The organism is Brucella tritici (genome assembly GCF_902825325.1).
Classification (GTDB): Bacteria; Pseudomonadota; Alphaproteobacteria; order Rhizobiales; family Rhizobiaceae; genus Brucella.
This window is the reverse complement of sequence record NZ_CADEAR010000011.1, coordinates 18941-44926: the sequence shown is the minus strand read 5'-3', so window position 1 is coordinate 44926 and position 25986 is coordinate 18941. Positions and strand designations below refer to the sequence as shown.

Here is a 25986-nt window from a genome sequence, read left to right as displayed (position 1 = left end):
AAAATGGTTGAAGAGATGGTACAGCCGGAATGGCGGCGCATGCACGAGCAGGATATTGCGAGCGTGACTGCGGTTGCTAATGTTGTCCATCTCGATTTCTTCGAAGACGAGGCGGTCTTCCGGGACCGCTTCAAACTCTATCCGGCTGGCTGCTTCGTGCTCGCCCGTGACAATGAAATCCTCGGTTATGGCATCAGCCATCCATGGAAGCTTGATACGGTTCCGGCTCTCAACGCCGTTTTGGGCGAACTGCCCGACGATACCAACACCTATTACATTCACGATATCGCGCTTCTGCCCGAAGCCCGTTCCAGTGGGGCTGCCACGCGCGTCGTCGAACTGATGGCCCTGCAGGCCGAACGCGACGGTTTCGTCACCATGTCTCTCGTTGCCGTCAGTGGCTCGCAGGGTTTCTGGGAGAAGAAGGGTTTTGTCGTTCGCGACCTTCCGGCACTTGAGGAAAAGCTCAAGAGCTATTCGGAGGATGCACTGTATATGGTCCGCGCCGGCTAGGTTCGGTGATATTCAGTCTCTGGCGGTCTGCAAATGGCGCTCTTTTGCGCTTCCGGTGCTCACGTACTCATAGTACGCTGCGCGCCGGTTCTCAAAGATCACCATTTTCGCCTCCCCAGAGACTGAATCTCTACCGACCCTAAGCGCCCTTCATTCAAGACGTGTTCAAAAATCGCGAATTTCTTGCACGAAAGAGTCGCGCAATTCCGTTTCAATCTGTATAGAGACGAGGGATCAGCACCCTGTAGCCTCAACTGGCGATGAACGGGCCGCTTTGATCCTTGGATTTTCAAATAGAAGCCAAGGAGTTTCTTCAATGGCAAATGTGGTTGTCGTCGGATCGCAATGGGGCGATGAGGGCAAGGGTAAGATCGTTGACTGGCTGTCCGAACGCGCCGATGTCATCGTGCGCTACCAGGGCGGTCATAACGCAGGTCATACGCTTGTCATCGACGGCGTCAGCTACAAGCTTTCGCTGCTGCCATCCGGCCTCGTGCGCGGCAAGCTGAGTGTCATCGGCAATGGTGTCGTTGTCGATCCGCATCATTTTGTTGCCGAAGTCGAGAAGTTGCGCGCACAGGGCATCGACATCAATCCTGATGTGCTGCGCATTGCCGAAAATGCGCCGCTTATCCTCTCCATTCATCGTGAACTCGATGCCATGCGCGAAGGCTCCAATTCGGGCCTCAAGATCGGCACGACCAAGCGCGGTATTGGCCCGGCCTACGAAGACAAGGTCGGCCGTCGCGCCATCCGCGTCATCGACCTGACCGAGCCGGAAACACTGCAGCCGAAGGTCGAACGTCTGCTCGCGCACCACAATCTGCTGCGCCGCGGCATGGGTCTGGAAGAAATTGCGGTCGAGACCATTTTGAAGGAACTGAACTCGGTTGCCGATCAGATCCTGCCCTATATCGATCAGGTCTGGCGCGTTCTCGATGAACGCCGCAAGGCTGGCGACCGCATCCTGTTTGAAGGCGCGCAGGGCGCACTGCTCGACAACGATCACGGCACCTATCCGTTCGTGACGTCTTCCAACACGGTTGCCGGTCAGGCTGCTGCCGGTTCGGGCCTCGGTCCGACGGCCATCGGCTATGTGCTCGGCATCACCAAGGCCTATACGACCCGCGTTGGCGAAGGCCCGTTCCCGACCGAGCTTGACGATGAAATCGGTGAATTCCTTGGCACCAAGGGCCATGAATTCGGCGTGGTGACGGGTCGCAAGCGTCGCTGTGGCTGGTTCGATGCCGTGATCGTGCGTCAGACGGTTCGTACTTCCGGCATCACCGGTATTGCGCTGACCAAGCTCGACGTTCTCGACGGTCTGGATGAAATCAAGATTTGCGTTGCCTATGAACTCGATGGCAAGCGCATCGACTATCTGCCGTCCTCCATGGGCGCGCAGGCACGCGTGAAGCCGATCTATGAAACCTTGCCGGGCTGGTCGGAAACGACCGCCGGTGCGCGTTCGTGGAACGATCTTCCAGCCCAGGCTGTCAAATATGTCCGTCACATCGAAGAACTGATCGGCGCGCCGGTGGCGATGCTCTCCACCAGCCCGGAACGCGAGGACACGATCCTCGTCACCGATCCGTTCCACGACTAATTGTTTGCAGTCACGGACTGATATGTTCGGAGCAGCTTTTCCGGAAGCTGCTCCGATTTTGTTTCGACCGTTGTACAAAGAACGCAATCGCCCACACAAAGCTTCGCGACAGGGTGAATTTTGCCACTATTTTACCGCATCATTTTGAAAGTCTTCGCTAAATCGTAGCCGCAGACTTTGCTTTCCCTTGATTATTGTGATTATTGGGACATTTATTGCATCCTGTGCTTATTGTTCATCTGGACGGGCGGAAACCGGGTAAGACGGAATGGCGGATTTTGTAGCGGTACTGAAAAAGACGATCGATGCGCAGGCGGACAAGTCGCCCGAACTGCGCCAGCGTGTTTACGCGAAAGCGCGCGCCACGATCGAGCAAAAGCTTGTTACGGCGAATGCCTCGCAGGCTGTGGCTGTCCGCCAGCGTAATATTCTCGAAGATGCCATTGCCGAGGTTGAAGCTTTTTATGCGCCGCCAGCCGCCGCGCCGGAAGAGCCGGTCGAGGATGCACTGGAAGATTTCCTGCAGGAGGCGAATCAGGACGCAGCAGAGCGCACGCCGTCTCATGAAGATGATGACGAGTCCGCATTCTCCGGTGCACCGCGCGATGAGCGTCGCGACAATTTCTCCAGCGAAGATGATGATGCACCGGCCTTTGCAGCCGAGCGCAGTGACGACTGGAAACTGGACCGTGCCAAGGAAAAGGCGCAGGCCCGCCGCAGCGAATATATTGAACGCACCTCCAAGAAGGAGAAGCACTCCTATAAGGGGCTGATTGCAGCTCTGATCGCCGTTCTGGTGCTTGGCGGCGCGGGTTATGCGGTGTGGGCCAACAAGGATAAGATTCAGGAACTGGCATCGAGTCTTGGACGCAGCGACGCGCCTGCGACCGGTTCCGATACCGAAACGCATCCCGAAGATACGACGCCGCCGCCAGCCGACACCAACACGGCGACGACGGGCGGCGAGCAGACGCCCGAGCAGCCGCAGCAGCCTGCAGGCGAGCCGAAAATGACGCAACGGCTGATGCCGGACGGCAGCGAAACCGATAGCGGACCTGCAGCCGGTGCCAATGGTATCGGCGAGGGCACGTCGACCGCCGCTTCCACGCCTGCTCCTGCCGAAACGAATACGCAAAACGGCGCGCAGCCCGGACAGAACCAGACGGTTGCCGTTGGCCAGCAGGCGCTTCTTTATGAAGAACGCGGCGGCGCCGGCTCGGATTCGGTCGAGCGCGGCAATGTGGTCTGGTCCACGATCGAAGAAAGCCCGGAAGACGGCCAGCCTGCCGAACCGGCAGTGCGTGCAACCGTCACGATGCCGACCAGCAAGGTCGAGCTGAAGATGACGATCCGCAAGAATACGGATCAGTCCATTCCGGCGAGCCATCTGATCGAACTGGTCTTCACCGTGCCGGAAGGTTTCCCCGGCGGCGTGGTGGATAATGTGCAGCGCATCACCTTCAAGGATACGGAACAGGCGGCGGGCAATCCGCTGATCGCTGTGCCTTCGAAGATCGGTGACAATTTCTTCATCGTCTGGCTGAACGATGCGCGTACCGCACAGGATACCAATCTTTCGCTGATGCGCCGCCTGCAGTGGATCGATATTCCGATCTCCTACCGCAATGGCCGCCGCGCGCTCATCAGTCTTGAAAAGGGCGTGCCGGGAGAGAAGGCATTCAACGACGTGCTCGGTACGAACTAGTCTTACATATCGAAACATAAAAAGGCCGCTTCGAGCGGCCTTTTTGTTTTGAGGCGAACCAAAGTCGCGCTGGTTATTTCTTTTCGGCGAAAGCCTTGATGGCCTTGGCTATTTCGTTTCGTGCAGCTTCGGCGCTGTCGAAACCGCCCAGTTCAACGACCTTGCGGCCTTCCGGCAATTGCTTGTAGACGCGGAAGAAAGCTTCGAGACGCTGCTGTTCGATCTTCGGCAGATCGGTGATTTCCTTGATGTTGTCATAGGTCGGATCGATATCCGTGGTCGGAACAGCGACGATCTTGTCGTCCTGATCGCCGCCATCGATCATCTTCAGGACGCCGATGGGACGAACCTTGATGATCGCTCCCGGAACAATCGGCTCACGCGTATAGATGAGTGCATCCAGTGGATCGCCGTCGCCAGCAAGCGTGCTGGTGATCGAGCCGTAATTGGCCGGATAGATGACAGGCATGGACTGGTAGCGGTCAACGACGATGTGACCGGTCTTGTCATCGATTTCGTATTTGGTGAAGCTGCCTTGAGGGATTTCGATGGCGGTGAAGAACTCCGTCCCGTCCTGTTCCTTCTGCGGATAATCGAGAAAGGAGACATATTCGGAAGCAGATGCGGCGGTGGCAGCGGTAAGCGCGATAGCTGCGGCGAGCAGGAGCTTTTTCATTGGGAGACCTTGAAGCTTGGGTGAAACACGCCCTCGTCCCTAAAGCCAATCCATTACAGTGATTTGACAGTTTTATATCGGTTGGGTGACGGTTTCCGAGAGGAACCGCCTGCGATATTCCGCAGGGCTAATACCAATTTTCTGGCGGAAATGATGGCGAAGCGTGTGGGCGCTTCCAAAGCCGACTGAATTGGCAATGTCGTCAACACTTGCCTGTCCCTGAGAAAGGAACTCCTTGGCAGCCGCAATGCGCTCCATGGTGAGCCAGTCGCCGGGTGTAGCGCCGGTTGCCTCATTAAAGCGTCGCAGGAATGTGCGTGGGCTCATCCGGCATTCAGCCGCCATGCGCTCGACTGTCCATCCAGTGGCAAGATCGGTGCGCATCCGGTCCAGAACCGGGCTGATCGCGGTGCCTTCGCGCTTTGTGACCGGACATTCGAGGAACTGTGCCTGTCCACCCGTGCGGTGAGCGGGCATGACCAGCCGCCGGGCAACGGAATTTGCGGCGGCAGCTCCGAAATCCTGTCGGACGATTTCTATCAGAAGATCTATTCCAGCGGCACTTCCCGCCGAAGTGAAGACGCGATCATGTTCGCGATAGAGCGACGCATCATCGACATCGATTGCGGGGTATTTTTTCCGCAGCGCGTCGGCATAGCGCCAGTGCGTTGTGGCGGTCCCGCCGTCCAGCAGTCCTGTCGCAGCCAGCACAAAGGCTCCCGAACAGATAGAGGCAAGCCGAGCACCGCGCCGATGCGCGCGACGCAGCCTTTCGCTGATCGCTTCCGGCACCGGAACCTCTGCACCTTTCCAACCTGGAACAATGATAAGGTCAGCCTCATCGATGAAGTCGGAGCTCCCATCGGGCGTGATGACAAAGCCGCCATGCGCACGCAGCGGGCCGTCCTCTATCGGGCAGCTGGCAAAGCGATACCATCCCGTTCCCATTTCGGGGCGGGGCAGACCAAAGATTTCAGCGACAATGCCGAATTCAAAAGTGCAAAGCCGGTCATAGAGAAGCGCTACGACAAGAGGGCCTTTGGGATCTGATGCCTGATTTGTCATTATCTTTACGTATATTGTCAATCACGCCAATTGCAAGCCTGTTGGCAAATGGCGGAAAATCTTCTCGAAGACCAACAGGAGATCGTCCATGGATAGCGTGACCAAGACCGACAAGAAATCAGCCGTAACTGCCCTCCCGCCAGCGTCAAGCGCGCTGGCGCGGGATCATTTTGCAGCCGAATTCACATTCGAGACGGATTGCTGGGACGTACACGATGCTTTGTCCGGGGGAGCCGATTTCGTGCTTCTTGACGTGCGCAGCCCGGCGCTTTTTGCAGAGGCGCATATTCCGGGTGCGATCAATCTGCCCCATGGCAAGATCATCGGGTCCAAGATGGCGGAATGGCCGCAGGAAACTATTTTCGTAACCTATTGCGCGGGACCGCATTGCAATGGTGCGGCGCGTGGTGCCTTGCGGCTCGCCAATCTCGACCGGCCCGTCAAGATCATGGCGGGCGGGCTGACAGGCTGGATAGATGAGGGGTTTGAACTTGCGAAAGGTGAGGGGGACCAGTAACGCTCAAATAGTTCTGCCGCAAAATGGTCCCCCACTTTGCGGCAGTAAAAGAATCAGCAGATTATCTGTTTCAGGCGTGCGCTTCCTCGATAGGGTTCAGCGCCTTCTGCTGCTTGTAGGCAGCGGCCTTCACCGCCGCTTGCACCTTTTCGAAGGCACGCACTTCAATCTGGCGTACACGCTCGCGGCTGATGCCGAACTCGCCGGAGAGGTCTTCCAGCGTCATCGGATCGTCCGAAAGACGGCGAGCCTCGAAAATGCGACGTTCACGGTCGTTCAGCGTATCCATCGCCTGTTCAAGCATCGAGCGGCGGTTTTCCAGTTCGTCCTGCTCGATCAGGACCTGCTCCTGGCTGCTGCTGTCATCGACCAGCCAGTCCTGCCATTCGCCGGATTCGCCTTCTGAAGCCCGCAGAGGGGCATTCAACGAAGCATCACCGGACAGACGGCGGTTCATGGAAACCACTTCGTCTTCACTGACCTTGAGCTTGGTGGCTATCTGCTTGACCTGATCCGGGTTGAGATCGCCATCATCGAGCGCCTGAATCTTGCTCTTCATCTTGCGCAGATTGAAGAACAGGCGCTTCTGATTGGCGGTCGTACCCATCTTCACAAGGCTCCACGAGCGCAGGATATATTCCTGGATCGAGGCCTTGATCCACCACATCGCATAGGTGGCAAGACGGAAACCGCGTTCAGGTTCGAAACGCTTTACGGCCTGCATGAGGCCGACATTGCCTTCCGAGATCACTTCACCGATCGGCAGGCCATAGCCGCGATAACCCATGGCAATCTTGGCCACAAGACGCAGATGGCTCGTCACCAGCTTGTGGGCGGCCTTGGGGTCGGTATGTTCGTGATAGCGCTTGGCCAGCATGTATTCTTCCTGCGGCTCAAGCATGGGAAAGCGACGAATTTCTTCCAGGTAACGGGTAAGACCGCCGTCACCGGACGTGATGCTTGGGAGATTCATCTGGGCCATAGAGCACCCTCCTTTATAATTTCAGGTTCCCGTTTGGCGAACCTGTCGCGGGGGCTGCCTCCTGCACTTCCCTCTCGCGAGCCCTCATATATAGGCATGATTTTGGCGAAAACACGATCCTTTAACGTATGAAACAATCTGTCACTACAATGTGAACGCCGCTCAAGGCCAAAGGTTGCATGGCTGGACCAAGTCTGCATTTCCTGAAGCACAGGAAATACCCTGCCTTGTTATTCTATGCGCATCTTGTTCCGAAAACCGGTTCCCACTTTTCGGGATATGCTCTCGTCTGAAATGAATTGTTTTTTGTGGCAAGGGAGCGGCTACGACCGCGCCCTCGTTTTTGATGTCGGATAAGCTTCTTATTTATATACCGTCCATTGTTCCGGCGAACCGTGATGGTTGCCAGTATTATATAGAGTGCTTCCGGAAATTTTCCAGAAGGTGCTCCATATCTTCCGGCACCGGCGCTTCGAAACGCATCAGCTCTTCTGTCGCTGGATGGGTGAAGGCGAGCAGCCAGGCATGCAGTGCCTGCCGGTGGAAACCGCGCACGGCCTCTTTCAATGGTTCCGGCAGCTTGTTGGCCTTGGTCTTGTAGGCGCTGCCATAGTCCATGTCGCCGACAAGCGGATGACCGATATGCGCCATGTGCACGCGGATCTGGTGGGTACGGCCTGTCTCGAGACGGCATTCGACGAGCGAGGCCAGTGCGGTGGCATCGTCGCGGGGCCCGAATTTTTCGACAGTTACATAATGGGTGATGGCGTGGCGGGCATCTTCGCGCTCTTCATTGACCACAGCCTGCTTGGTGCGGTCGCGATGCGAGCGTCCAAGATGCGCATCGATGAAGCCCTGCGGGCGTTCGGTCATGCCCCAGACGAGCGCAAGATAGGCGCGTTCCAGATCGCCAGTGCGGCCATGGTCGGCAAATTGTTCGCTCAAATGCCGGTGCGAACGGTCATTCTTGGCCACGACCATGACGCCGCTTGTGTCCTTGTCGAGACGATGAACAATGCCGGGGCGGCGAATTCCGCCGATGCCCGACAAGCTATCGCCACAATGATATATAAGGGCATTGACGAGTGTTCCCGTCCAGTTGCCGTTGCCTGGGTGAACGACGAGCCCGGCGGGCTTGTTGATCACGATGAGATCATCATCCTCGTAAAGAATATCGAGTGGTATGTTCTCAGCAATCGGTTCGGCTGGCTCCGGCTCAGGCAGCACGATGGCGATAGTCATGCCTTCGCGCAGTTTCTGCTTGGCTTCACGGGCGGGCGCGCCGTCGATGGTCACATGGCCTTCGGCAATCAGGGACTGAACGCGGCTGCGCGAGAGTTCCGGCCCCAATGCTGCGGCCAGCCACTGGTCGAGACGCTTGCCTGTGGCATCGGAGTCGGTCGTAAGCTCTTTCACTCGTGTCTTTCCTTCATGAGAGCCGGTCTGTCGTAACGAAATCGCCAGAACTGCTCTATCTCTTGGTTTTACCGCATTTATGCGGCGTCAAATGTTTCCATTTGGCTGCAAAATGCTCTATCACGCGCCACACGCCATAACATGGCGAAGTTCGAACCGGAGTCGTTGAATGCAGGATCCACACTATCCGAGATACCAGAATCATCAGGATTCAGGCTATCAGGACTATCAGCAGGGCTATTACCCGGATGAACAGGCCGAGCCCCAGCTTGATCCAGCCATGGAACGTGTGCGCCGCAAAATGATCCGGCTTCTGGCCGTCTCCATCGGTGTCATGCTGATCGGTCTTATGGCTGTGCTTGTCGCCGTTGTCTACAAGATCAATCGTGCGCCGGAAACCCCGCCAGCGGAAGAAGCCCGTTCCGATATCCCCGGACAGGCTGCGCCCGCTCCGGCAAAGCCGGAACCGCCGAAGCTGATCGAATCGCAGATCAATCTGACGCCGGGCACCCGTCTTCTCTCGCAAAGCCTTTCCGGCAACGAACTTTCGCTGGAAACCCTGCTGCCGGATGGCGGTACGGAACTCATCATCTATGATTACCGCGAATCCCGTATCATCGGTCGCATCAAGCTCGGCAATGTCGAGTAGAACGGATAGAATCTGATCAGGGCGGCAATCAGGCCGCCTTGATTGTTTCTGCCTTCGAGGATTGCGCTTTTTCTTTTTGACGATTATATCAGCGGCATGGCTTATGCGCCCATCGTCTAGCGGTTAGGACGGCGCCCTCTCACGGCGCAAACAGGGGTTCGATTCCCCTTGGGCGTACCAATAACAAGCATGGCTTGGCTTTCTTTTCATACGACATATGGCTGGTTATTCTCGGTCAGCATTCGCTTCCGGTTTTTGTAAAACAAAATAGGCATATCTCCCGTCTTTCACGAGAGCATCGTAGGGTCTCAGTGAAACGGAAACCGGTTTGAAGCCGACGCTTTCAGCGAGTAACCAGAACTGGTCGATGGAGTAAGTTGTCATATTCGCCAGATTTCGCCGATATCCCCACTTATGGCCACGAGTCTCCGGCTCATTCGTGGAATACTTGATTTGGATAACAGCCAGCCCGCCGGGGCGCAGATGCTGAAATGCTATCCTCAATAGGTCAGCGCCGTATTCCTGTGTCGGTATAAGTTCGAATACATATGTGCAAATATAGATGTCGACCGGCAGTCTGATCTGCTCCAATGACTTCTGCGGCTTGTCTACATCGATCAGTACCGGAATGAACTGCTTGTATCCGACGTCTGACATGCGAGCCGCGCATTCCTTCAAGGATGCGGCAGATACGTCGATCCCAAGATATTCATTGGCCAGTTCTGCCAGCTGAACTGCATTCGCGCCGCCGCCGCACCCCCATTCCAGCATCCTGGAACCCTGCGCGTTCAAGCCGACAGAAGCTGCAGCATCTTGCACGAGCTTCCGATGCAACAGCCCGATTTGCATCCATGTGGCATCGGAAAGTCCGTCATTTCCCTTCCAGTGGGAATTCGATTTGTGATTGTTGGAAGTTTGATCTGCCCAATATTCTTGGGCATCGGATGCAATCCTGTTGGTTGACTGTCTGTAATTCAGCTTCGTCGCTGCATAGGCGAGCGAACGTCTGACATATCGCGCGATCGGCATAACCATTGTTGCGCCCTCTGTTGCGTCTCCAAGATACCAACAAAGCTTCATAATCCGTAGGCGAAACGGGGCGAGGCGATTACTCCATTGGGCGTGCTGTTCAAGGCAAAGTACCAATTTTGGCTCATTGTTTTACACTTTTCCCGATGGGCTTTAAGGTGGGCTCCGATAAAGGATCAACCAGACGCGGAGGAACGATGAGCGTTTCAATCAAGACCGGATCGGCGAGCCTCATTTGTGACGGCATCGATAAAGGTATGGTGGAATTTAGCGTGGCTATTCCTGCAGACGGCGCGGATCTGACAAAGCGCGGCAAGTTCTGGGGTAATAAGGATGTGATCGCCGAGGCGATGAGTGCAACGGCGGTCGGCCTCAAATCGCATGAAGGCGACACCTATCCGGTGGCGGTCGAAGAGCTGGATCGTGATGGAGCCGCGCTCTTCACCGTGCTTGCTCCAGCCGAGTGACGGTAGCTCACCATGGCTTTGGATAAAGCGGGCGCGCGCCGATCACAACGCAAGCATGATTGGTGTGTTTCTGCAGCCATATCACTGCTGTTTGGCGCGGTGACGGCGTCCATATTCTATTATATTACCCTGTTCGGGGTCGGAAATGATGGATATTTTGTCATATTCTGCATCTATACTGCCCCTGTGGCGATAGTTTCCGGACTTTGGGGGCTATTTTACTGGAATAGTTCAATTGCGTTTATCGGCCTCTTTCTCTGTCTGTCTCCGCTCATCTATCTGAGCGTCTTTTAACCAGGCAAAAAGTAGCAACTATCCCGTATTCGCGGGATATGAAGATTGCGCATAGAAGTGCTAAGGTTAATGTATGTGGAAAATTGGATCGAATATTTATCCTCAAATCCATAATGCTGTCAGGGTGAAAGGTGTTCTTGCCGAACCTTTCTCGCCAAGAGATGTGCGTCGTGTCGCTCCCGGCTGGCCTTACTCCAGATACTTTTCTTTCCTTGCTGAAAACTGTACCGACAATCAACCGGATGGCGATGCGCTTTTCGTCCGGGTGGGCAGGGGGCAGTATAGTCTCAACGACAGGGCTATCGGGGCCGACTTCGAACGGCTAGCGGATCTTAGTCACTAAAGCGCATTCACAATAATGGGTTGGGGAGATCGAGAGGGGTCCAGTTGCAAAAATTTGCAACTGGCGGTGGGACGGTGCATAATCGGGACATGAGAGAATCGTACAAGAAGCCCGATTATGAACAGGAGCTGCGCCAGGCAGGCGTTCGCATCACGCGGCCGCGCCGGATCATCCTGAACATATTGACCGAGACGGAAGACCATCCCGATGCGCTGGAGATTTTTCGCCGTGCGGTCGAGATCGACAGCAGCATATCGCTTTCGACTGTCTATCGCACGATGAAGCTTCTCGAAGAACGTGGCGCCATTCACCGCCACGCCTTTGCCGGAGGGCCTTCGCGCTTCGAACAGGCAAGCGGTGCGCATCATGATCATATCATCGATATGGATTCCGGCGATGTGGTGGAATTCCGCTCCGACAAGATCGAAAAACTGCAGGAAGAGATCGCCCGTTCGCTCGGTTACGAAATTGTGCATCATCGACTCGAACTTTATTGCAAAAAAATTCGAAACTGACGGAACCAAGTTTGATCTGCAACGTTAAGCGCGCATGAAGGTCGTGACCCCGCCCCCACAACACGGCCTTCAGAGTTCGCCTCAACCTCCCCGCACGAGGCGAGCGGCGAGAATGCCGCGCTGACCGTCAAACGTTATGCAGCTGGCGTTCCGCAAATTCAGAGCAAGCCGCCGTGGTTCAGGCCCAGGTCTGACCATGGCGGCTTTTTTTGGAGCTTTCGGGGGCGTTATCGCCTGGTCAGGCGTCGAACTGTTCTGTGGGGATGATGAGGGAATAAATTGCACCGGTCCCGTCGATGCGATAGTCGGCGTGACCGTTGACGGAGGCGGGAACGATACGTTGTAGCACGGCGCTGCCGAAGCGCGGATCGTGCTCGAAAACCTCGGGCATTGCTGGATTGGTTTCTTCCCAGCGAAATTCCAGCCTGTCATCGCCGCTGGCGACATGAACAACCTGCGCCGAAATTTTCACCCGGCCATAGGGAATTGAAAGGCCGCCGAAGGAGGTCGCATTGACCACCAGTTCATGCAATGCAAGCCCGACATGCAGTGCGGCACCGGGGAAAAGATAGGGATTATCGCCCTCGATACTCAGGCGTTCGTCGCTGACGTCGATATATTTCTCCACCTGTGAATGCACGAGATCGCGAAACAGGGCGCCACGCCAGTTCGAATCGGTAACCAGATCCTGCGAATAGGATAGGGACTGGATGCGTCCGCGAAATTTCAGCAGGAAATCATCTATGGAGTCGGTGAAGCGCGCTGTCTGGCTGGCAATGCTTTGCACGATGGCCAGAAGGTTCTTGGAGCGATGGCTGACTTCGCGCAGCAAGGTCTTCAACACCTGCTCGCGCCGCTTCAGTTCGCTGATCTCGATGGCGGTCGTGACGAGACCCAGAACATTGCCGCTATCGTCGCGGTCGCAATCGATATGGAATTCGATCCAGCGCAGCTTGTCACCATCATTGATGGCGATCTCCACATTCTGCGCTTCGCCGGTATCCAGCGCTGCGCGCTTGGCGCCGTCGAGCTTGTGCAGGCTTGCGGAGAAGATGAAATCGCAGTCGCTTCCGCCGACTTTCCACTTTTCCTGCCAGTAAAGCGGGATATTTTCTCCCCAGGAATAAACAAGATCGGGCGTCTGGTAGAGCACGCAGACATTGCTGTTGCGCACCGCCCTCAGTAGTGCGCGCAAACGGGCTGCGTCGGGTTCGGTTTCCTGCAGGGTGAACTTTGTGCCAGCGGTCATGTTTGCCCCGATTATCCCGCAACCGAACTCAGAGCATTTCCGGCAAACGTGCGAAGCGGTTTTGCGTAGGAGAATGCGACGAAACACATATTTGGATCGTCCATTGGCAAAACGGCAAAAACTCCGGAAATGCTGAGCGGAAATTTGCGTGCCATGGCGTCCATTTCATCGACTGGTCGGCGGGTCTCGGTCGAGCGATCTTCTTGCGATCCTTGAACTGGCCCTAATTCTGGAACCGTTAGAGCGTGTTTTGCTCCGGTCGGATTATGCTCTAAACCGCCGCATGGTGCGATGCGACGGTCATTTTCCTTAAAAAGCAATATAGGCTGATGTGTCTGGAGGTCAAAAACAGCCTTTGATTTTACGTTTGTTATGCCTTGCGGATCGCGGAAGCGATGAGCGAAACGACGAGCAGTGCAAGGAATACGAAGAACAGAATCTGCGCTATACCGGCTGACGCACCAGCGATGCCGCCGAAGCCGAGCGCACCTGCTACCAGTGCCACCACAAGAAATACGAGCGCATAATAAAGCATGTCTGGTCTCCTCTTTATTGTGTGAAGGAGAAACGACATCGAAGCCGTATTGGTTCCGTGGTTCCGGGAAAATTAAGGCACTCACAACTCTAAATACTCATGACAAGACGTAAGGCGGTTTGACTTCGGGACAGGGCAGAGCCAACGACCAAACTCCCGAAAGGCAGATGCCTTTCGGGAATTTGTGATCTTTGGTTCAGGCTGCGACTTGCGAGGCTTCTTCGAAGAAGAGAGCCTGGCTGATCAGCGCTTTCACCATATCCGGGTTGAACGGCTTGGTGACAAGGAAGGTCGGTTCCGGGCGTTCGCCGGTCAGCAGTCGTTCCGGGAAAGCCGTGATGAAAATGACAGGAATCGTGTCGCTCTGCAGGATTTCATTCACCGCATCAATGCCCGAGCTGCCGTCGGCCAGCTGGATATCGGCCAGCACCATGCGCGGCTTTTCCTGCTTGTAGAGCGCCAGCGCTTCGTCCTTGGTGCGTGCGATGCCAACCACTTCGTGGCCAAGGCTTTCCACCATCTGCTCAATATCCATCGCGATCAGTGGTTCGTCCTCGATGATCATGATGCGCGTTGCGACCTGACGCGAAATCTCGGTCGATGCAGCCGACAGAACACGGCTCAGCTCGGCGTCGTCCAGTTCGAGAATTTCGGCGGCTTCCTTGTCGGAAAAGCCTTCAACCGCCACAAGCAGGAACGCCTGTCTCGGCAGTGGTGCGATATGCGAAAGATTCCTTGCCGCTTGCTGTTCCCATGCAAATTCCGACGCCGGTTCCGGCACGCGAACGGAGGCCGTCTTGTAAAGATCGCAGAAAAGGCGATAGAGGCCGATCCGGTCTGACGAGGCATCCGGAAAAATGCTCACATCGGCAATCAGGGCCTCAAGGGCGGCCGCAACATAGGCGTCGCCGGAGGCCTGGGAGCCGGTAAGAGCACGAGAAAAACGACGGAGATAGGGAAGATGCGGCGCGATACGCGTCGATAACGTCATGGTATTGGAACTCCTCAACTGCCGCTTTCGTTTATTAAATGCGCATTGGCGGACACGGTTTTGAACACCTCCCACCCATGCTTTGAGCGCAGCATTATGCTACACATAACGAGACGCTTTTGAAAAAGTTCCGAAATTAAGGATTAAACTAGGGAACTTTTTGGTAACCCGTGCATTTCCCGGACAAGCAGGGGCTTAGATTAATAGGGTAGGGCAATCAGCCCGGAACGATCAAGATATGGCAGAAAAAGAAAACCTTCACATGAACGGAGCCGGGGTTCGGTCGTCCCGTCGCGTTCAGAAGGATATACTAGGACCAAATTGTGAAGTCGGATTGAAACTAAAGGCACTGTACACCTCGATACAGGACGAGACGATCCCGGATCGCTTCCTCGATCTTCTCCAAAAACTCGATCAGGCTGAACAGGAGAGTATGCGTGAACACAGCACCCGGTCCGTCGGTTGAGAGTAATGCACAGTTCAAGCGAGAGCTTCTGTCATCGCTGCCGAGCTTGCGCGCCTTTGCGGTGTCGCTGATCGGCCAGCACGACAAGGCAGACGATCTCGTTCAAGATACGATCATGAAAGCATGGGCCAAACAGGAGTCCTTTGAAATGGGGACCAATATGAAGGCCTGGCTCTTCACCATCCTGCGCAACGAGTTCTACACGCAGATGCGCAAGCGCGGTCGCGAGGTGCAGGACACGGATGGTGTGTTCAGCGAGCAGCTCGCGGTGCATCCTTCGCAATATGGCACGCTCGATCTGCAGGATTTCCGTGCAGCATTGGAGCAATTACCCGACGATCAGCGCGAAGCGATCATTCTGATCGGTGCTTCGGGCTTTGCCTATGAGGAAGCGGCGGAAATCTGCGGCTGTGCTGTCGGTACGATCAAGAGCCGCGTCAGCCGGGCCCGTACACGCCTGCAGGAAATCCTCAAGATCGAAGGTGAAAGCGATTACGGCCCGGATGCTGATTCATCGCGCGCAACCTTGAGAAGCTTTGCGTAATGCAAGACCGCTCTCGCCCTCTTTCCGATGGAAAGGGGGCGGTGTTGCTAAAATCTCAAACCATCGCCTGTTTTCGCCCACAGCGATTGCATTTTATCGAACCACTTGTAGGTTAGTACCTGCTGATATTTCTTGTCGGCAAAGTGATCGTTTGTTTGTGGGTTGCGTCCTTGCCATCAGCCTTGTTGCAAAAACTGCTTCAATCGTCATCGAAGCCGGTTGCGGTTATCGTCTCGCTCGGCCTCGTGCTGCTGTCGGCGATCATGACGCTGTTCCTGTCGTCCGGTGTCAATCATCAGGTCGTCGACATTTCCCGCAATTACGCTTTGCGCCAGCAGGTCGACAAGGTCGCCCGTCTTGCCAGCAATATCGAGATGAGCCGTCGCGGTTATCTTCTGACGCTGGATGAGTCTTATCTCGATCTCTATCGAAATACGATCCTGAGTGTGGACAAGACGCTGACGGATCTCGAAGCCCTGACGGATCAGAACCCGCTTCAGGACGCGCGGGTCAAGCAGATACGTGCGCTGGTCGAACGCGAGCAGGAAGATGTGCGCGAGACGGTCAATCTTGCCCAGTCGGGCGATGTTGCGGCGGCGGTTGAGAAAGTGCGCGGCGATGAGGGCAAGGTGCTGATGGACCAGCTTGCCAACACGGTCACGCAATTCATCGATGCGGAAGAACAGCAGCTTCTTGAGCGCAACAAGCGGATCAACCGCATGCGCTACTGGATGACGGCGACATCCATTGTGGCGTTGGCTTCAGCCGCCATGCTTGCGCTTTTGCTGTTCACCCGCGTGCAGCGTTATGCGCGTTCCATGTTCGAAGGGCAGTCGGCGCTGCGTTCCGAAAAGCAATTGCTGGAACAGCGTGTGCGGGAGCGCACCGCCGAGCTTGAGCAGGAGCGACGCATTGCCGAGCGCGAGCGCGAGCGGGTCGAGCTGCTGCTGCAGGACACCAATCATCGTATTGGCAATTCGCTTGCGACGGTTTCATCCCTGCTTGGCCTCCAGATGCGGCAGACGCGCAGCGAAGATGCCCGCGCAGCTCTTGCCGCCGCTCGTGATCGTGTCCAGACCGTGTCGACGGCACACCGGCGCTTGCGTCTGGGCGAGGATATGGAATCGGCCCGCGTTGACGATTTTCTTGGCACTGTCATCAACGATATCAGAAGCGCCATCGGGCAGGACCGCAAGATCGAGTTCACGACCGATTTCGCGCCGCTGGATCTGAAAGCGCGCGATGTAACGACAATCGGCATTATTCTCGGCGAGCTTGTCACCAATGCGATCAAGCATGCCTTCAGGGGACGTCCGGAAGGGCATATCCGGGTCAGCCTGAAGCCGGGCGAAGACGCTATTCCGGTGCTGGTTGTGGAAGACGATGGAGTGGGCTTCGACAAGGAGCAGCAGAAATCCGCGGACAAGAACGGCCTCGGTACGCTGGTAATCGAGCAGCTTTGCATGCAGTTCGGTGAAAAGCCTGTCTACTGCAAAACCGACGATGGAATCGGAACCAGGGTGATTGTTCGCCTGTCGTCGCTTGCTGAAGAAGGGGATATGCCGGTTGGCAAATAAGCCTATCGGTCGCCGGAAAGAAAACGCCGACCGATAGGGGTCGGCGTCCGCAGACTTCTGGTAGGTGATTCAGCTCTGCGGAGGACGCTTCTTCTTCTCCGAAAGCAGCGAGACGAGCGCGATACCGGCAAGCGGCAGGGCGGCAGCCAGTATCGGCCGTTTTAGGATCGCAGGCACGGTTGCGATTGCCGCCGTTGCCACCATGGCCGATTTATCCGCGTCCATTTTCTGCTTGCGCTTTTTGGCCTCGGATGCAGCCTGAATTTTCAGGACTGCGAGAATGAGCAGCGCCACGATCAGCGACAATGCAGCGAGAATGAGAGCCGCCAGCGGCCCACCATAGTTCTGCGCCAGTGCCAGAAAGGCGGCGACACAGAAGAAGGTGATCGCGATGATCGCGAAAATGGCAATTGCCGCGCCAAAAATCGCCGCGCGTTTCGTTTGGTTCGCGACGAATTTCAGTTCCTCGCCTGCCATCGCAGACAATAGGGGCATGAGAGCTTTTAGCATGGCGCGCCTCAGCGGCGGGAGAGCAGGGCCAGCAGATAGCCGATGCCAAGTGCAGTCGCGAGCGAGGCGATCGGGCGTTCCCGCACTGTTGCCGTCAGCTGGGCTTCAACATCTTGCGCCTTGTTGCGCAGATCGTCGATGGCGTCCTCACCCTGGACATAGGCGCTCTTGTAGGTTTCCTTCGCGCTGCGTTTTGCGTCGCGGACTGTCTGCGAACCGAGATTGGCAAGTGTTGCCGCAATGGCAGCGATATCTTCCTTCAGTTGCTCCACCTGAGCCTGAAGGTCTTCTGTGCTGGCATCGGTCAGCGCTTCCTCGATCTTTTCTTCGATCTTGCTCGTTTTCGCGGATGCACGCGCCATATCAGCTCTCCTGTTTACTCTCTGGTTATCGTTCGGATGGGTTGTCCAGATAACGTGCGGCTGGCCTAATGGTTGCATGCAAACCCATCAGCGGCAACAAGATCAGCCGGTTGTTGCAAGTCATGGTAAATGTTGGGGTAAGTAGAAGAAACTGCGGAAGCATGGCCGATAGTGCTTCCGCAAATATCGTGGAGTATCACTCCGCTTCGCCGTGAAGGATCGTGCCTTCCGGGTCCTTTTTATAGGCCGCATCCGAATAGGCGGGCTGTGACTGCAGCTGTTCCTTGGTGAATTGCGTGAAGACGTTCACCTTGTCATCCTTGCCGGATGCAACGTCGAGATTGGCGATGGAAACCGCCACCGGCTTGGAATTGATGCCAAGGAAGCCGCCCACATCGACAACGAAGGCCTCGGTCTGTCCGTCGGCGGTCATCAGGACGTCGCCCACCGTTCCGATCTTCGTTTCATCCGCACCGAAAACCGTTGCGCCGATCAGCTTGTCCGCACTTAGTCCCTCGGAGGGAACCGGCTTCATGCCATCGGGCATGACCCTGTCCGCCTTCTGCGTGGTTATCGTCTTTTCGGCGGCGGGCGGATCTGTGCGCGGCGCGCCATCCGCTTCGAAAGCTGCGCTGCGGTCGAATGCCGGTGCCTTTTCAAGCTGTTCCTTGGTCGCATCCACGATCAGCCAGCGCTTACCGTCATCGCGAACCACCCATGACAGATGGTCGAAGCCGATTGCGACATTCTTCTCTCCGACACCGAGAAAGCCGCCGACCCCGATGACAACCGCCTGCGGGCTGCCATCGGCTCCGAGGATCATGTCATTGACCGTGCCGATATTCGCGGCATCGTTGGAAGGGCCGTTATAGACCGCCTGTCCGACAAAGCCCGACACCAGCAGCTGGCCGGGCGATGCCACGAAATATCCGTTCTCGCTGGTGACCGGCTTTTCCGGTTTCTCGTCGGAGAAAACCGGTGAACCATCCTGCGCGAAAGCGGGGAGGGCGATCAGCGCGGCAAGAGCCGTGGAGGCGAGAAGTCTTTTCATGGAAACTCCTGTCGGTAATTAAGGCAAACCGAAGGCGAGGGGCAATCTCGCCGTCAACAGGAGAAAAAACGAGGGGCAACGGTTTCAGTTCCGCTCAAAATCTGTGTTATTCAAGCGTCAAAATTGTGAAACCCATGTTCTGCGCATGGCAAAAATGAGGCAAGCGCGCTTATGGGTTGAAAATCTCTGCTTCAGGCCAGAAGCAGATAAGCCGCTCCGGCCAGCATAATGAAGGCCAGTCCGACATGTGTGGGCTTCAATGAACGCTGCTGTACCGGCAGCGGATCGTCATTTCCCGCCATTGCAGTGCGTGCCGCATGTTCAAGCGTCTGGATATCCTTGAGCATCATTGGCATGTCCTCCAGAGTTCCGGCAGAATCCGGCTCGGCCGGAACTGCATTTCCTCCCGCGCCCCCCGGAATTTTCTTTCAAATCCAACCCTCGGGCGTCTGGTTCACCCTATCAGGTCTGATTTGGCGCGAATGTGCAACTGGCAAAAAGGCGAGAGCTGAAAAATGTTCGCCTATCCTTGGGTTACATGACGAAAATGCCTTTGAAATGAAAACATGACTTGCGTCATCATATTATTGGGAGTTAAGAAGAGGCCCAACAGGCGGCGCGACGGCCTGCATGAAGGTTTAGTCATGTGCGCGCGGATTTGAACAATCAAAAGGCGATCAAAATGACTGGTTTCTGGCGAAAAGGCTTCATGGCTGCGGCGATGGGCATCGGCTTGCTGGGTGCGGCGTCTGCATTGGCCCAGAACGGCCCCCAGGATGTATCTCCCTCGACGAATGCCCCGGCCGCTCCTGCTGCAGAGGCGCCTCCCAGCCCGGCACCAGCCAATACAGCGCCTGCCGCGACCACACCTGCTGCTGAAGCACCTTCGCCTGAATTGATCCAGTCCCAGACCGTTGCTCCTGCTGCAGCGCCGGTCGAAAGCGAGAGCGGTTTGATCCTGCCGCACGACCTGTCGCCCTGGGGCATGTTCATGGCCGCGGATTGGGTCGTGAAGGCGGTGATGATCGGTCTGGCACTGGCTTCGCTCGCTACGTGGACGGTCTGGGTGGCCAAGACGCTTGAACTGGCCGGTGCGCGCCGCCGGGCGGCCAAGGCATTGAAGGTTATCGGTCATTCTGCAACGCTTGCCGAAGCTGTCCGCTCGCTGGACGGTGCCAAGGGACCGGGCGCAATTCTGGTCCGTGCCGCAGAAGATGAGGTTCGCCTTTCGGGTCCTGCACTGGCCCGCGCCGGTGGCGAGGGCCTCAAGGAGCGTGTTTCCTCGCGCCTGTCGCGTATCGAGGCCAAGGCCGGACGCCGTCTTTCCAAGGGCACGGGCATTCTTGCGACCATCGGTTCGGTTGCTCCGTTTGTCGGCCTGTTCGGCACGGTCTGGGGCATCATGAATTCGTTCATCAATATCAGCCAGGCGCAGACGACGAACCTCGCTGTCGTGGCGCCGGGTATTGCCGAAGCGCTGCTTGCGACGGCCATCGGTCTTGTTGCCGCTATCCCTGCCGTGGTTATCTACAACGTGTTCGCCCGTTCCATCACCGGCTACCGGTCGTTGCTGGCCGATGCTTCAGCGGGGGTTGAGCGCCTCGTCAGCCGCGATCTGGATTTCAGAACAGCCGGTGTGCGTGAAGGCACGCTGCACGCAGCGGAGTAGGCACCATGGCTGGTAAAGTTCGCGAAGGCGGCGGTGACGATCTCGAGCTGAACCACGAGATCAATGTGACGCCCTTCATCGACGTTATGCTGGTTCTGCTCATCATTTTCATGGTGGCAGCACCTCTGGCGACTGTGGATGTGAAGGTGGATCTGCCTGCCTCGACGGCGGCACCTGCACCGCGTCCCGACAAGCCGCTTTATGTGACGCTGAAGGACGATCTCAGCATCAGTGTCGGCAACGATACCGTTGCCCGCGAGCGCCTTGGCGTGGCGCTGGACGGCCTGTCGGAGAAAAACAAGGAAGCGCGCATCTTCCTGCGTGCCGACAAGAATGTCGGCTATGGCGAATTGATGCGCGTGATGAATCTTCTGCGTGAAGCCGGTTATCTGAAGATCGCGCTGGTCGGTCTTGAAACCATCGGTGCCGACCAGAGCGGAGCAGCACCTGCCGGTGCGCCTGCGCGACCGGCACCCGCTTCGCAAACTCCCGCAGTGCAGGGAGCCGCGCAATGAATGCACTTCCGCCCGACCATCCTCCTGTAAAGGTGGCTTCGGCTGACACCCATCATCATTCCTTCTGGCATGATGCGGGGCGCTGGCTTGGCGCGGGCATTCTTGTTCTGACAGTTCATGCCGCCGGTGCCTATGCCATTCATATGGCACAGGAAGAAGACCAGCCCGATGGCACACAGGTCGCCGCCATGGTGGTGGAGCTTGCGCCGGAGCCGGAAGCGCCGATGGAAGAACAGGTTGCGGAAGAAGCCCAGCCGGAAACGGCTGAAGCACCGCAGGAACAGGCTGAGCCGGAACCGGCCCCGCAACCGGAACCGGTACAGGAAGAGCCGACACCGCCGGAACCGGAAGAGGTGAAACCGCCCGAGCCTGAGCCGGAACCACAGGCTGTTCAGGAGCCTGAAGAAGTCGTTCCAGATGTGGTCGAGGCTGAAAAGCCGGAGGTAGCCGTTCCGCTGCCGGTCGAAAAGCCGGAAGTAAAGCCTGAACCCAAGCCGGAGCCGAAGCCAGAACCGAAAAAGGTTGAAAAGCCGAAGCCGGAAAAGCCGAAGGTCGAGAAACCAAAGCCCAAGAAGGCTGAGAAAGCACCCGAAACCCGTCAGGCAGCTGCACCGCGCATGGATGCCGATGCGGGTGCGAAAGCTGCAGCAAACCGTCGAGGTGAAAACTCGGCATCCGCTGGCGTCAGTTCCTCCAAATGGACGTCAAAGCTGCAGTCTCACATGGCGCGCAATGTGCGTTTTCTGCAACGCAAATCACGGAATGCCAAGGGGCTCGTTCAGGTTACTTTCGTGATTGATCCATCCGGCAATGTGCTTTCGGCTCGTCTGGCCGGTTCGTCGGGCAATCCGGACGTGGACCAGCTTGCACTGGAAGCAGCGCGTCGGGCTTCGCCGGTGCCTGCCCCGCCGGCAGCTATTGCCAAGGCGCGTATGCCGATCACCTTGCCGCTGCTGTTCAAGTAAGCAGTGCAGAATGCGTTATCTGAAAGGCCGGTCTGAAAATCAGATCGGCCTTTGTTTTGTCCATGGCAAACTATGGATCGCATTGCCTTTGCCGCCCCACGGTCCTATCGATGGGACATGATGCATCCAGACCAACTTCATATTGATGCCGACCTCGTGCGTGTGCTGATCGCCGACCAGTTCCCACAATATGGTCGCGAGAAGGTGGAGAAGCTGGAGACGACGGGTACGGTCAACGCAATTTTCCGCGTCGAATCGAATATCGCTGCAAGATTTCCCCTACAGGTAACGAACCCGGCTGAATATGCAGAGATATTGCGGAACGAAGCTGCTGCCATGGCGGAATTTGCACGACATTCGCCCGTACCAGCGCCTCAGCCAATGGGCATCGGCCACCCCGCTCGCAACTATCCCATGCCCTGGATGATGCAGAGCTGGATTGAAGGGGATGTTGCCACGCCTGATGGGCTTTCCACTTCCAACAATTTTGCGCTGGATATTGCAAATCTCATTGCTTCACTTCGTCTGGCTGATACCAAAGGCCGTTCTTTTTCAGGAACTGGCAGAGGCGGCGATCTGACGGATCATGATGAGTGGATTGAGACCTGTTTCAGGAACAGCGAAGGCCTGCTGGATGTAGCGCGCCTTCGCTGGAAATGGGAGCAACTGCGCGCATTGCCATCCAGTGGTGCTGACGTAATGAGCCATTGCGATCTCATTCCGGGAAACCTCCTTGCGCGCGACGGACATTTGGTCGGTGTGCTCGATAGCGGTGGCTTCGGACCCGCCGATCCGGCGCTGGACCTTGTCGCAGCCTGGCATCTTTTCGATAGGGAGCGACGCAATATTCTGCGCAGGCATCTTCAATCTGGTGATTTCGAATGGAAACGCGGCGCGGCCTGGGCGTTTCAACAGGCGATGGGGCTGGTCTGGTATTATCGTGTCAGCAATCCGGCCATGAGCATGCTCGGACGAAGCACGCTCTCCCGCATTCTCGATGATTCGGAAATTTGACCGCCCTCATTCAATCAACCCGAAGATCGGGCCGTAACCGCCGTGCCACGAGACATCATTCCGTCCCAGCGCTGGAACGTAAATGCCAGCGCCGCCACCGCCGTCGAGAAACAGGGCATTGGGGCATTGGAGATGGTCTCGAAACAATTTTGCGAAGTCGTGGAAATTGACCGCGTCTTCGCTGATCGCGAATCGGATCACGCCGCCATCGCAAATGCCGACGCCGCTGCGCCGGGTCTTGTCGGTTGAGCCGACGATGAAAATCGGGTTGATCCGGTTGCGGATAACCAGCATCGGCCCGGACTGGGTGGCCAGTTGCGGCTTGATCTTTTGTTTCAGAAAACGGTCTGTCGGCAGGATTTCGGCACCCTTGTCGCCGAGATAGAAGATACCGTTCGGCTTTTTGTAGAAGTTCGGCACGGGGCCGGAGCCATGAGCAGGCGTCGTCTTGCTTGCCGGGCGAAGCTCACGGCCACCTTCGATGTAGAGGCCCATCGGCGAAAAATCAGGCTGATACATGCCAGCATTGAGCGCGAAAGCCAGTGTCTTGCCGCGACTTGCGGCAGCGTCAGCTACTTTTGAAAAATTGCGATAGGGCTCGTCGTCGCCATTTTTCCAGAACAGGTGCAAGCCCGTGCCATCCGCCTTTGCATCGCAGATGATATAGTCTGTACCTTCAATGGTTTCGCGGTTGCAGGTTTCGGTGCGGCCCGGCTGCGTCAGGACCACTATCGCAGCAAGTACAATCGCGGCAGCGAACAGGCTTCTCTTGAACGGAATCATCGCTGTGCTGCCTCCCGTCAGCGTTTGCTATTCGGATGACAGTGCCACGGCGGGCAGCAGGCGGGAAGCTTTGCGCGCTGGCAGGAAGCCGAAGATCAGGCCGGTGGCGAAAGCGCAGGCGAAGGCCAGCAGGACAGGCCCGACGCTGTAGCCGACCGAAAGACCGGCCCAGCCCGCGATGGCCGCAGCGCCGAGCCCGATCACGACGCCAAATGCACCGCCAATTGCCGAGACGGTCAGCGCTTCGGTGATGAACTGCAGCAGAATATCGCGCCGCCTTGCGCCGGTCGCCATCCGCACGCCGATCTCGCGGGTGCGCTCCGTCACGCTTACCAGCATGATGTTCATGACGCCGATGCCGCCGACCAGAAGCGAGATTGCAGCGACGGACCCCAGAAACAGCGTCATCGTATTGCCCATCGCCGTCGCATCCTCGCGGATGGACGACATGTTGGTTATCATCGTGTCCTGCTTCTTGTGGCGCTGGTCGAGCAGGTCCTGAATCTGTTCCTGTGTCGTGTTGATGAGGTCGGAATCCTTCACCTGCACGGTGATAGTACGCACATATTTCTGGCCGAACAGCCGCAGATTGCCGGTCGAAAGCGGCACGACCACCACATCGTCCTGATCCGAACCGCCAAAACCTGCGCCCTTCGGTTCAAGAGTTCCGATCACCTGAAACGGAATCTTCTGGATCAGGATATACTGCCCGATAGGATTGCTGCCATCGGGGAACAGCGTGTTGACGACCGTTTTGCCCAGCACTGCGACGGGCGCATAATTGTCCAGATCGCTCTGGCTGATGAAGTCGCCGGTGGCAACCTTCCACGATTTGGCTTCGGAAAAGGCGGGTACGGTCCCGTTTGCCTGCGACTGGTAGTCGACATTGCCACGGCGCAGCGTCACGGTGCCGGTGACTTCGGGGACGGCGGTTTTGATGTTCGGCAATTCCAGAATTGCGGTGGCGTCTTCGGGAATCAGCGTTGCGATCTGGCCTGTTCCCCGGAAACCAGCCATGGACGGGCGCACCAGAATGAGATCGGTGCCCATCGCATTGATGCGGTCGAGAATCGAGTTCTGCGCGCCGGTGCCGATGGCGAGCATTGTAACCACGGAACTGACGCCGATGATGATGCCGAGCAGCGTAAGAATTGTCCGGAAGATATTGGCCCGCAAAGCACGCATCGCCATCTTCACCGCCTCCGAAACATCGGCAATGCGGGCGGAATTGCCTTCAAGGCTCTCCTGCAGCCGGAACGGCGCCTGTGTATCGGGAATGGCGCGCTTCACAGTATCGGAGAGTATCTGGCCGTCGCGAATTTCGATCAGCCGATCAGCGCGTTCGGCCACTTCACGGGCGTGCGTGATGACGATGACGGTATGACCCTGCGCGTGCATGGAGCGCAAAAGGTCCATCACATCCTCGCCGCTCTGGCTGTCGAGTGCGCCGGTCGGCTCGTCGGCAAGGATGATGCGCCCGCCATTCATGAGCGCCCGGGCGATGGAAACGCGCTGCTGCTGGCCGCCGGAAAGCTGGTTCGGGCGATGGTCGAGGCGGTCGCCGAGCTTCAGCGAATTGAGCAGCTCGGCGGCGCGTGCGTGGCGCTCCGATGCGGGCAGGCCTGCATAGATCGCGGGAACCTCGACGTTTTCCTGTGCGGTCGAGGTCGAGATGAGGTTGTAGCTCTGGAAAACGAAGCCGAAGGTTCGGCGGCGCAATGCTGCAAGCGCATCGGCATCCAGCGTCGAGACGTCCTCGCCGTCGAGCAGATATTGTCCGCCGCTCGGGCTGTCGAGGCAGCCCAGAATGTTCATCAGCGTCGATTTGCCGGAACCGGACGCGCCCATGATCGCGACGAACTCTCCGGCCTGAATATCAAGCGTGATGCCGTGCAGCACCTCAACGGCAAGGTCGCCGTTGTGATAGGTCTTGCGGATATCATCCAGTCTGATGAGCGGTGTGTCGGTCATGAGGCAG

Annotated in this window: 30 protein-coding genes and 1 tRNA gene; 17 read left to right on the top strand and 14 right to left on the bottom strand. The window is 57.0% G+C overall.

Translation table 11 applies throughout. The annotated features are described in order from the left end of the window. The first annotated feature begins 3 nt into the window (after positions 1 to 3). The 3 genes from HWX93_RS16300 (at position 4) to HWX93_RS16290 (ending at position 3824) form a co-directional block, all read left to right on the top strand. Positions 4 to 513, top strand: a complete 510-nt coding sequence (locus tag HWX93_RS16300; protein ID WP_109989145.1) for a GNAT family N-acetyltransferase — start codon at positions 4 to 6, stop codon at positions 511 to 513. Positions 514 to 829: 316 nt separating this feature from the next. Continuing rightward, the gene (locus tag HWX93_RS16295; RefSeq protein WP_109989146.1) at positions 830 to 2119 is read left to right on the top strand and encodes an adenylosuccinate synthase; all 1290 of its coding nucleotides are present in this window, start codon (positions 830 to 832) and stop codon (positions 2117 to 2119) included. A 268-nt stretch (positions 2120 to 2387) separates the two neighbouring features. Next, on the top strand, positions 2388 to 3824 hold the full coding sequence (locus HWX93_RS16290) for a transcriptional regulator (protein WP_176037972.1): 1437 nt from the start codon (positions 2388 to 2390) through the stop codon (positions 3822 to 3824). Between the two features lie 73 nt (positions 3825 to 3897). On the opposite strand, the gene HWX93_RS16285 is transcribed toward HWX93_RS16290, so the two are convergent. Further along, entirely contained in the window at positions 3898 to 4500 is a 603-nt protein-coding gene (locus HWX93_RS16285) for an inorganic diphosphatase (protein WP_109989148.1), read from the bottom strand. Positions 4501 to 4572: 72 nt separating this feature from the next. Beyond that, positions 4573 to 5565: a transcriptional regulator FtrA gene (gene ftrA / locus HWX93_RS16280; protein ID WP_176037971.1), complete on the bottom strand. Its 993-nt coding sequence runs from the start codon at positions 5563 to 5565 to the stop codon at positions 4573 to 4575. Between the two features lie 88 nt (positions 5566 to 5653). Here ftrA and HWX93_RS16275 point away from each other — a divergent pair, with 88 nt between their 5' ends. After that, on the top strand, positions 5654 to 6082 hold the full coding sequence (locus HWX93_RS16275; protein WP_176037970.1) for a rhodanese-like domain-containing protein: 429 nt from the start codon (positions 5654 to 5656) through the stop codon (positions 6080 to 6082). 70 nt (positions 6083 to 6152) lie between these two features. Here HWX93_RS16275 and rpoH read toward each other — a convergent pair whose 3' ends face one another. Further along, on the bottom strand, positions 6153 to 7064 hold the full coding sequence (rpoH, locus tag HWX93_RS16270) for an RNA polymerase sigma factor RpoH (protein WP_109989151.1): 912 nt from the start codon (positions 7062 to 7064) through the stop codon (positions 6153 to 6155). Positions 7065 to 7475: 411 nt separating this feature from the next. Continuing rightward, the gene (locus tag HWX93_RS16265; RefSeq protein ID WP_176037969.1) at positions 7476 to 8480 is read right to left on the bottom strand and encodes an RluA family pseudouridine synthase; all 1005 of its coding nucleotides are present in this window, start codon (positions 8478 to 8480) and stop codon (positions 7476 to 7478) included. Between the two features lie 169 nt (positions 8481 to 8649). On the opposite strand from HWX93_RS16265, the gene HWX93_RS16260 reads away from it, so the two are divergent. After that, complete coding sequence (locus tag HWX93_RS16260) at positions 8650 to 9129, top strand: hypothetical protein (protein ID WP_176037968.1); 480 nt, start codon at positions 8650 to 8652, stop codon at positions 9127 to 9129. Positions 9130 to 9234: 105 nt separating this feature from the next. Then, positions 9235 to 9309, top strand: a tRNA-Glu gene (locus HWX93_RS16255). 45 nt (positions 9310 to 9354) lie between these two features. On the opposite strand, the gene HWX93_RS16250 is transcribed toward HWX93_RS16255, so the two are convergent. Continuing rightward, positions 9355 to 10164 (bottom strand): class I SAM-dependent methyltransferase, encoded by an 810-nt coding sequence (locus HWX93_RS16250; protein WP_176037967.1) that lies wholly within the window; start codon positions 10162 to 10164, stop codon positions 9355 to 9357. Between the two features lie 191 nt (positions 10165 to 10355). On the opposite strand from HWX93_RS16250, the gene HWX93_RS16245 reads away from it, so the two are divergent. The 4 genes from HWX93_RS16245 (at position 10356) to HWX93_RS16235 (ending at position 11777) form a co-directional block, all read left to right on the top strand. Continuing rightward, complete coding sequence (locus tag HWX93_RS16245; RefSeq protein ID WP_109989155.1) at positions 10356 to 10625, top strand: hypothetical protein; 270 nt, start codon at positions 10356 to 10358, stop codon at positions 10623 to 10625. A gap of 12 nt (positions 10626 to 10637) precedes the next feature. After that, positions 10638 to 10919, top strand: a complete 282-nt coding sequence (locus tag HWX93_RS16240) for a hypothetical protein (protein ID WP_109989156.1) — start codon at positions 10638 to 10640, stop codon at positions 10917 to 10919. Positions 10920 to 10992: 73 nt separating this feature from the next. Next, positions 10993 to 11262, top strand: a complete 270-nt coding sequence (locus HWX93_RS23020; protein WP_235969123.1) for a hypothetical protein — start codon at positions 10993 to 10995, stop codon at positions 11260 to 11262. A gap of 89 nt (positions 11263 to 11351) precedes the next feature. Beyond that, on the top strand, positions 11352 to 11777 hold the full coding sequence (locus tag HWX93_RS16235; RefSeq protein ID WP_061348088.1) for a transcriptional repressor: 426 nt from the start codon (positions 11352 to 11354) through the stop codon (positions 11775 to 11777). A gap of 238 nt (positions 11778 to 12015) precedes the next feature. On the opposite strand, the gene HWX93_RS16230 is transcribed toward HWX93_RS16235, so the two are convergent. From HWX93_RS16230 to HWX93_RS16220, 3 genes are all read right to left on the bottom strand, one after another. Beyond that, the gene (locus HWX93_RS16230) at positions 12016 to 13026 is read right to left on the bottom strand and encodes a sensor histidine kinase (RefSeq protein ID WP_109989158.1); all 1011 of its coding nucleotides are present in this window, start codon (positions 13024 to 13026) and stop codon (positions 12016 to 12018) included. Positions 13027 to 13396: 370 nt separating this feature from the next. Further along, entirely contained in the window at positions 13397 to 13561 is a 165-nt protein-coding gene (locus tag HWX93_RS16225) for a DUF1328 domain-containing protein (protein WP_007876538.1), read from the bottom strand. 196 nt (positions 13562 to 13757) lie between these two features. Further along, positions 13758 to 14552: a response regulator gene (locus HWX93_RS16220; RefSeq protein WP_176037966.1), complete on the bottom strand. Its 795-nt coding sequence runs from the start codon at positions 14550 to 14552 to the stop codon at positions 13758 to 13760. A gap of 238 nt (positions 14553 to 14790) precedes the next feature. Between HWX93_RS16220 and HWX93_RS16215 the strand changes: the two genes are divergently transcribed. From HWX93_RS16215 to HWX93_RS16205, 3 genes are all read left to right on the top strand, one after another. Further along, positions 14791 to 15018 (top strand): NepR family anti-sigma factor, encoded by a 228-nt coding sequence (locus HWX93_RS16215; RefSeq protein WP_012091358.1) that lies wholly within the window; start codon positions 14791 to 14793, stop codon positions 15016 to 15018. After that, positions 14990 to 15562, top strand: a complete 573-nt coding sequence (locus HWX93_RS16210; protein WP_006467673.1) for an RNA polymerase sigma factor — start codon at positions 14990 to 14992, stop codon at positions 15560 to 15562. Before HWX93_RS16215 ends, HWX93_RS16210 begins: the two co-directional genes overlap by 29 nt. Before the next feature lie 170 nt (positions 15563 to 15732). Beyond that, entirely contained in the window at positions 15733 to 17139 is a 1407-nt protein-coding gene (locus HWX93_RS16205; protein ID WP_109989189.1) for a sensor histidine kinase, read from the top strand. Positions 17140 to 17208: 69 nt separating this feature from the next. On the opposite strand, the gene HWX93_RS16200 is transcribed toward HWX93_RS16205, so the two are convergent. The 4 genes from HWX93_RS16200 to HWX93_RS16185 form a co-directional block, all read right to left on the bottom strand. After that, complete coding sequence (locus HWX93_RS16200) at positions 17209 to 17649, bottom strand: phage holin family protein (RefSeq protein WP_176037965.1); 441 nt, start codon at positions 17647 to 17649, stop codon at positions 17209 to 17211. A gap of 8 nt (positions 17650 to 17657) precedes the next feature. Then, the gene (locus tag HWX93_RS16195) at positions 17658 to 18011 is read right to left on the bottom strand and encodes a DUF883 family protein (RefSeq protein ID WP_109989161.1); all 354 of its coding nucleotides are present in this window, start codon (positions 18009 to 18011) and stop codon (positions 17658 to 17660) included. A gap of 196 nt (positions 18012 to 18207) precedes the next feature. Continuing rightward, positions 18208 to 19062, bottom strand: a complete 855-nt coding sequence (locus tag HWX93_RS16190; RefSeq protein ID WP_176037964.1) for a PRC-barrel domain-containing protein — start codon at positions 19060 to 19062, stop codon at positions 18208 to 18210. A 191-nt stretch (positions 19063 to 19253) separates the two neighbouring features. Further along, on the bottom strand, positions 19254 to 19412 hold the full coding sequence (locus HWX93_RS16185; protein WP_167522198.1) for a hypothetical protein: 159 nt from the start codon (positions 19410 to 19412) through the stop codon (positions 19254 to 19256). A 296-nt stretch (positions 19413 to 19708) separates the two neighbouring features. Between HWX93_RS16185 and exbB the strand changes: the two genes are divergently transcribed. From exbB to HWX93_RS16165, 4 genes are all read left to right on the top strand, one after another. Continuing rightward, on the top strand, positions 19709 to 20731 hold the full coding sequence (exbB, locus tag HWX93_RS16180) for a tonB-system energizer ExbB (RefSeq protein WP_176037963.1): 1023 nt from the start codon (positions 19709 to 19711) through the stop codon (positions 20729 to 20731). A gap of 5 nt (positions 20732 to 20736) precedes the next feature. Then, complete coding sequence (exbD, locus tag HWX93_RS16175) at positions 20737 to 21246, top strand: TonB system transport protein ExbD (RefSeq protein ID WP_176037962.1); 510 nt, start codon at positions 20737 to 20739, stop codon at positions 21244 to 21246. After that, the gene (locus tag HWX93_RS16170; RefSeq protein ID WP_176037961.1) at positions 21243 to 22211 is read left to right on the top strand and encodes an energy transducer TonB family protein; all 969 of its coding nucleotides are present in this window, start codon (positions 21243 to 21245) and stop codon (positions 22209 to 22211) included. The genes exbD and HWX93_RS16170 overlap by 4 nt, the downstream gene beginning before the upstream one ends. A gap of 117 nt (positions 22212 to 22328) precedes the next feature. Then, positions 22329 to 23225 (top strand): aminoglycoside phosphotransferase family protein, encoded by an 897-nt coding sequence (locus HWX93_RS16165; protein ID WP_176037960.1) that lies wholly within the window; start codon positions 22329 to 22331, stop codon positions 23223 to 23225. 6 nt (positions 23226 to 23231) lie between these two features. Here HWX93_RS16165 and HWX93_RS16160 read toward each other — a convergent pair whose 3' ends face one another. Continuing rightward, on the bottom strand, positions 23232 to 24008 hold the full coding sequence (locus tag HWX93_RS16160; RefSeq protein ID WP_176037959.1) for a phosphodiester glycosidase family protein: 777 nt from the start codon (positions 24006 to 24008) through the stop codon (positions 23232 to 23234). 27 nt (positions 24009 to 24035) lie between these two features. Continuing rightward, positions 24036 to 25979, bottom strand: coding sequence for a MacB family efflux pump subunit (locus tag HWX93_RS16155; RefSeq protein ID WP_109989168.1), 1944 nt, complete (start codon positions 25977 to 25979; stop codon positions 24036 to 24038). Positions 25980 to 25986 lie beyond the last annotated feature (7 nt).

Coding starts and splice junctions, on each gene's coding strand:
- HWX93_RS16300 (WP_109989145.1), top strand. CDS start 4: ATGGTTGAAGAGATGGTACAGCCGGAATGGCGGCGCATGCACGAGCAG.
- HWX93_RS16295 (WP_109989146.1), top strand. CDS start 830: ATGGCAAATGTGGTTGTCGTCGGATCGCAATGGGGCGATGAGGGCAAG.
- HWX93_RS16290 (WP_176037972.1), top strand. CDS start 2,388: ATGGCGGATTTTGTAGCGGTACTGAAAAAGACGATCGATGCGCAGGCG.
- HWX93_RS16285 (WP_109989148.1), bottom strand. CDS start 4,500: ATGAAAAAGCTCCTGCTCGCCGCAGCTATCGCGCTTACCGCTGCCACC.
- ftrA (WP_176037971.1), bottom strand. CDS start 5,565: ATGACAAATCAGGCATCAGATCCCAAAGGCCCTCTTGTCGTAGCGCTT.
- HWX93_RS16275 (WP_176037970.1), top strand. CDS start 5,654: ATGGATAGCGTGACCAAGACCGACAAGAAATCAGCCGTAACTGCCCTC.
- rpoH (WP_109989151.1), bottom strand. CDS start 7,064: ATGGCCCAGATGAATCTCCCAAGCATCACGTCCGGTGACGGCGGTCTT.
- HWX93_RS16260 (WP_176037968.1), top strand. CDS start 8,650: ATGCAGGATCCACACTATCCGAGATACCAGAATCATCAGGATTCAGGC.
- HWX93_RS16250 (WP_176037967.1), bottom strand. CDS start 10,164: ATGGTTATGCCGATCGCGCGATATGTCAGACGTTCGCTCGCCTATGCA.
- HWX93_RS16245 (WP_109989155.1), top strand. CDS start 10,356: ATGAGCGTTTCAATCAAGACCGGATCGGCGAGCCTCATTTGTGACGGC.
- HWX93_RS16240 (WP_109989156.1), top strand. CDS start 10,638: ATGGCTTTGGATAAAGCGGGCGCGCGCCGATCACAACGCAAGCATGAT.
- HWX93_RS23020 (WP_235969123.1), top strand. CDS start 10,993: ATGTGGAAAATTGGATCGAATATTTATCCTCAAATCCATAATGCTGTC.
- HWX93_RS16235 (WP_061348088.1), top strand. CDS start 11,352: ATGAGAGAATCGTACAAGAAGCCCGATTATGAACAGGAGCTGCGCCAG.
- HWX93_RS16230 (WP_109989158.1), bottom strand. CDS start 13,026: ATGACCGCTGGCACAAAGTTCACCCTGCAGGAAACCGAACCCGACGCA.
- HWX93_RS16225 (WP_007876538.1), bottom strand. CDS start 13,561: ATGCTTTATTATGCGCTCGTATTTCTTGTGGTGGCACTGGTAGCAGGT.
- HWX93_RS16220 (WP_176037966.1), bottom strand. CDS start 14,552: ATGACGTTATCGACGCGTATCGCGCCGCATCTTCCCTATCTCCGTCGT.
- HWX93_RS16215 (WP_012091358.1), top strand. CDS start 14,791: ATGGCAGAAAAAGAAAACCTTCACATGAACGGAGCCGGGGTTCGGTCG.
- HWX93_RS16200 (WP_176037965.1), bottom strand. CDS start 17,649: ATGCTAAAAGCTCTCATGCCCCTATTGTCTGCGATGGCAGGCGAGGAA.
- HWX93_RS16195 (WP_109989161.1), bottom strand. CDS start 18,011: ATGGCGCGTGCATCCGCGAAAACGAGCAAGATCGAAGAAAAGATCGAG.
- HWX93_RS16190 (WP_176037964.1), bottom strand. CDS start 19,062: ATGAAAAGACTTCTCGCCTCCACGGCTCTTGCCGCGCTGATCGCCCTC.
- HWX93_RS16185 (WP_167522198.1), bottom strand. CDS start 19,412: ATGATGCTCAAGGATATCCAGACGCTTGAACATGCGGCACGCACTGCA.
- exbD (WP_176037962.1), top strand. CDS start 20,737: ATGGCTGGTAAAGTTCGCGAAGGCGGCGGTGACGATCTCGAGCTGAAC.
- HWX93_RS16170 (WP_176037961.1), top strand. CDS start 21,243: ATGAATGCACTTCCGCCCGACCATCCTCCTGTAAAGGTGGCTTCGGCT.
- HWX93_RS16165 (WP_176037960.1), top strand. CDS start 22,329: ATGATGCATCCAGACCAACTTCATATTGATGCCGACCTCGTGCGTGTG.
- HWX93_RS16160 (WP_176037959.1), bottom strand. CDS start 24,008: ATGATTCCGTTCAAGAGAAGCCTGTTCGCTGCCGCGATTGTACTTGCT.
- HWX93_RS16155 (WP_109989168.1), bottom strand. CDS start 25,979: ATGACCGACACACCGCTCATCAGACTGGATGATATCCGCAAGACCTAT.